Origin of the sequence: Nostoc favosum CHAB5714, from assembly GCF_020829495.1 — a bacterium.
GTDB lineage: Bacteria > Cyanobacteriota > Cyanobacteriia > Cyanobacteriales > Nostocaceae > Nostoc > Nostoc favosum.
This window is the reverse complement of the sequence record NZ_JAIVFQ010000210.1, coordinates 1-4,038: the sequence shown is the minus strand read 5'-3', so window position 1 is coordinate 4,038 and position 4,038 is coordinate 1. Positions and strand designations below refer to the sequence as shown.

At 38.8% G+C, this 4,038-nt stretch carries 2 protein-coding genes; both read left to right on the top strand.

The features are described from left to right. Window positions 1-266 precede the first annotated feature (266 nt). Window positions 267-3,248: a Tn3 family transposase gene (locus tag LC586_RS39820; RefSeq protein WP_229491277.1), complete on the top strand. Its 2,982-nt coding sequence runs from the start codon at window positions 267-269 to the stop codon at window positions 3,246-3,248. Next, entirely contained in the window at window positions 3,245-3,955 is a 711-nt protein-coding gene (locus LC586_RS39815; protein WP_229491276.1) for a tyrosine-type recombinase/integrase, read from the top strand. The genes LC586_RS39820 and LC586_RS39815 overlap by 4 nt, the downstream gene beginning before the upstream one ends. The last annotated feature ends 83 nt before the right edge of the window (window positions 3,956-4,038 follow it).

Below are 4,038 nucleotides of genomic sequence, written 5' to 3'. Positions count from 1 at the left end.
TGGGGTAGTGTTACGGAAGCTGCGCCCAGGGGCAAACTAAACAGTTTAGTTTAGAAAAGAGACAATTTTATTGGTATGAACGCTTCCTTGAAAAGTACCGAATTTTCTTTTGGAGTTGGCACAGTGACCACTTTAAAGACAGAAGACTGAGAAAAAAAGAAGTAATTGGGAGTGGAACGTCAGAGTTTATTCCGACTCTATGCAAAACCGGAACTTTTTCTGTCACTTCATGATAATGTGTGAAAAATACATTTGAGGAAGTCTTAATGAAGCGACATTGGGAAGTAGATGAATTAATTGAGCATTGGACACTACTTCCCGACGAAGAAGCGCTATTAGAGAACAAAATTGGTGCTAACCAATTGGGTTTTGCTGTTTTATTAAAATTCTTTCAACTAGAGGGTAGATTTCCTACTGAAAAAAGCGACGTTCCCAAACCTGTTATTGTTTACCTAGCAAAACAACTATCCATTCCCTGGGAAGAATATCATACCTACGATTGGCAAGGACGTAGCATTAAATATCATCGTGCCCAAATCCGCTCCTTTTTAGGTTTTCGTGAAGCCACTGCATCTGATGAGACCGAAATGATCAACTGGTTAGTAGAGCAGGTATTGGCACACGAACAGAATATTGAACATTTATTAGCTTTAGTTTTCCAACAATTTCGTTCACTTCACATTGAGCCGACTACAAATCAACAAACCTTACGCCTCATCCGGTCAGCTATTCGTAAATACGAAACCAACTTTTTTTCTAATACACTACAAAAATTATCTCACCTAACTAAAACTCAAATAGATGCGTTATTGTCTCAAACCACAACTACGGATAGTGAAGAAAACATAAATCCCCAAGACGCTCAAGAATCATGTGATTTTAGCGACCTAAAAGCAGACCCCGGTCGAGTTGGTTTGGAGAGCATTTTTACAGAAGTAGCGAAACTGCAATGCCTTCAAAAACTAGAACTACCTCTGAACTTATTCTCTTCAGTATCCCCCAAGGTTTTAGAAATATATAAACTACGAGTAGCCGCAGAATTACCCAGCCAATTACGCGCTCATCCAGAAGCGATTCGCTACACCCTCATGTCAGCATTTTGTTACAAGAGAAGTCAAGAAATTACAGATTCTCTGATTGAATTACTGCTACAAATTGTACATCGCTTGTCAGCCAGGGCTGAAACTAAAATAGAGAAAGAATTACTTCAAGATTTCAAGCGAGTGTCTGGGAAAACTGGCTTACTTTATCAATTGGCTGAAGTTAGTCTTGCCAACCCTGATGGGATAGTCAAAGATGTAGTTTACCCAGTTGTGGGGCAACAAACATTAATCGACCTAGTTAAAGAATTTAAGTCAACAGGTAATGCCTATCGGCAAAAAGTATATAAAGTCATGCGCTCTTCTTATAGCAGTTATTATCGGCGCATGGTGCCAAAAATTCTAGACGTTCTAGAGTTTCGTTCCAATAATGACGTACACCGTCCAGTTATACAAGCTCTAGAATTAATTCAGAAATATGCTGATAGCAACCAAAGATATTACGATGTATCTGAAGAAGTTCCTCTAGATGGTATTTTACGTAATAGTTGGCGTGAGATTATCTTAGAAAAAGACGTTCATGGTCACGAACGCATAAATCGCATTAACTATGAAATCAGTGTTTTACAAGCCTTAAGAGAACAACTACGTTGTAAAGAAATTTGGGTAGTGGGAGCAAATCGCTATCGTAATCCTGAAGAGGATTTACCTGCTGATTTTGACTCTCTACGTGAAAGTTATTATCAGGCATTAAACAAGCCTACCGATGTAGATGTGTTCATTAATAGTTTACAGCAAGCTATGCATGAAGCACTCTCATCATTAGATAAAAATATCCCCCACAACTCCAAAGTAAAAATTCTTCAAAAAGGTAAAGGTTGGATATCTGTTTCACCCCTAGAAGCGCAAACTGAATCCACTTTCATATCGCGGTTGAAAGGTGAAATTGGGTTAAGATGGTCTACGACTAGCTTGTTAGATATTCTCAAAGAAGCTGACTTAAGAATTGGGTTTACAGAACACTTCAAAACTGTTGCCTCAAGAGAAACTTTAGACCGTACCACTTTGCAGAAACGTTTGCTGTTGTGTTTGTATGGTTTGGGTACAAATACAGGACTTAAAAGGCTTAGTGCAGCCGCTCCCGACAGTAATTATCAAGATTTACGCTATGTGCAGCGTCGTTTTATTAATAAAAATCATTTACGTAAAGCCATAACTGAAATAGTTAACGCTATCTTTCACGTAAGACTACCTCAAATTTGGGGTGAAGCCACAACAACTTGTGCCAGTGATTCCAAAAAATTTGGAGCATGGGATCAGAATCTTATGACCGAGTGGCATATTCGTTACGGTGGACGTGGTGTAATGATTTATTGGCACGTTGAACGAAAATCCACCTGCATTTACTCCCAACTCAAGACTTGTTCCTCTAGCGAGGTAGCGGCAATGATTGAAGGAGTACTGCGCCATTGTACAAATATGAAAGTAGAAAAAAACTTTGTCGATAGTCATGGACAAAGTGAAGTAGCTTTTGCCTTTTGTCATCTATTAGGATTTGAATTATTACCTCGATTAAAACGAATTCACTCACAAAAGCTTTACCGTCCAGAAGCAGGTAATACTAGTGCTTATCCCAACTTACAATTAATTCTAACCCGTCCCATTAAATGGGATTTAATTCGGCAACAATATGACCAAATGGTTAAGTATACAACGGCTTTGAGATTGGGGATAGCCGAACCGGAAGCTATCCTTAAACGCTTTACTCGTGCTAACTTACAGCATCCAACTTACCAAGCATTGTGTGAATTAGGTAAAGCCGTTAAAACTATATTTTTATGTCAGTACCTACAATCAGAGGCGTTACGTCGTGAAATCAATGAAGGCTTAAATGTTATCGAAAACTGGAACAGTGCTAACAGTTTTATTTTTTATGGTAAGGGTGGAGAAATTGCTACCAATCGCTTAGAAGAACAGGAATTGTCAGTCTTGTCTCTCCACTTATTACAAATCTGTTTAGTTTATATCAACACTTTGATGATTCAACAGGTTTTAAAAGAACCCGCTTGGATGTCTAAGATGAAAACAGAAGATTTTCGGGCGTTAACACCTTTATTTTACAGTCATGTCAATCCCTACGGTACTTTCCGTTTAAACCTTGAAGAACGGTTACGAATTGAACATGAGTCTTTGGAGGTGTCTGTGTGAATAATCCTAGAACTCCAGCTAAGAAAAAAGCCCATGAATTAGCTAAATATCTCCGTTCAGAAAATCCCGATTATACTTACTTAAAAAGTGTATTTCGCTATTTGCGAGCTGAATTAGAAATTTCAGTTCCCAAAACATCAACCAAACAATTACCTGATGTTCCAACTGAAGAAGAAATTCAACGGTACTATGAAGCCGTATGGCACACTCGTAATGTGCAAGATATGGTACTAATAAAAACTTTACTTTATACAGGCGTAAGAGTTAGCGAATTAATTAATATTCGTTTAGAAGATGTAGATTTTGCTCGTTGCCAAGTTCGCATTAATCAAGGCAAAGGAAGTAAAGACCGAATTGTTCCGTTTCCTGTTGGTTTTAAGGAAGTTTTAGCGATGCATGTGGACTCTATGCAACGCAAAGATGCAACTTATCTGTTTGAGTCATCATGGAAACGCAAGTATAGTGACCGAGGTGTGAGAAAAATCTTAGAAAAATATGCAATGGTTGCGGGGCTAAACAGAGCCATCTCTCCTCATAGACTGCGCCATTTTCTGCTGACATGGCTGAAAAAGCAAGGAATTGATGATGCCCTGATTCAGCCATACTCTGGGCATTCGTCCCGGCAATCACTGGAAGTTTACTCACGATTGTCCATCGGAGAAGCCCAAAAAGAATACGACTCTGTGATCGGAAAGTTCCCCGTATAATAATTTTGTACTATTTTACTCATCGGTTTCTAAACTAAACTGTTTAGTTTGCCCCTGGACGTAGCTTCCGTAACACTACCCCA

Excerpts from the sequence above, each read along its gene's own strand:
- LC586_RS39820 (WP_229491277.1), top strand. The coding sequence starts at position 267 with ATGAAGCGACATTGGGAAGTAGATGAATTAATTGAGCATTGGACACTA.